Genomic DNA, 432 nt, shown 5'->3' on the forward strand with positions numbered 1-432 from the left:
TTCGTGGATATTGAGCAGAAAATAAATATGGAAATCACTGTGGAGGATTAGATATGGCAAAAAGAGGAGGTTTCCCTGGCGGCGGAATGCCGGGAAATATGGCAAATCTTATGAAGCAGGCGCAGAGAATGCAGCGTCAGATGGAAGAGCAGCAGAAAGAACTGGAGTCAAAAGAGTTCACTGCCACGGCAGGCGGCGGCGCGGTTGAAGTAACTGTGTCCGGAAAAAGAGAAGTACTGAAGGTAAAACTGGCTGAAGAAGTGGTAGGTCCTGATGATAACGAAATGCTGGAAGATCTGGTTGTAGCAGCGGCAAATGAAGCACTCAGAAAAGTAGAAGAAGAGTCCGGCGCGGCAATGTCAAAACTGACAGGCGGAATGCCGGGAATGTTCTAGTCTTCGGAATATTCTGAAAATACGCGCCAAAGGGGAC

The 432-nt window shown here is 48.1% G+C and carries 1 protein-coding gene; it reads left to right on the forward strand.

What is annotated here, in order from left to right; translation table 11 throughout:
• The first annotated feature begins 53 nt into the window (after nucleotides 1–53).
• Complete coding sequence (locus H7U32_RS10520; protein ID WP_204469957.1) at nucleotides 54–395, forward strand: YbaB/EbfC family nucleoid-associated protein; 342 nt, start codon at nucleotides 54–56, stop codon at nucleotides 393–395.
• Nucleotides 396–432 lie beyond the last annotated feature (37 nt).

The organism is Bifidobacterium pullorum subsp. saeculare (assembly GCF_016899725.1).
In the GTDB taxonomy this organism is placed as follows: Bacteria; Actinomycetota; Actinomycetes; order Actinomycetales; family Bifidobacteriaceae; genus Bifidobacterium; species Bifidobacterium pullorum_C.

What these genes read in the sequence shown, in the direction of transcription:
- H7U32_RS10520 (WP_204469957.1), top strand. Translation starts at nt 54, where the DNA reads ATGGCAAAAAGAGGAGGTTTCCCTGGCGGCGGAATGCCGGGAAATATG.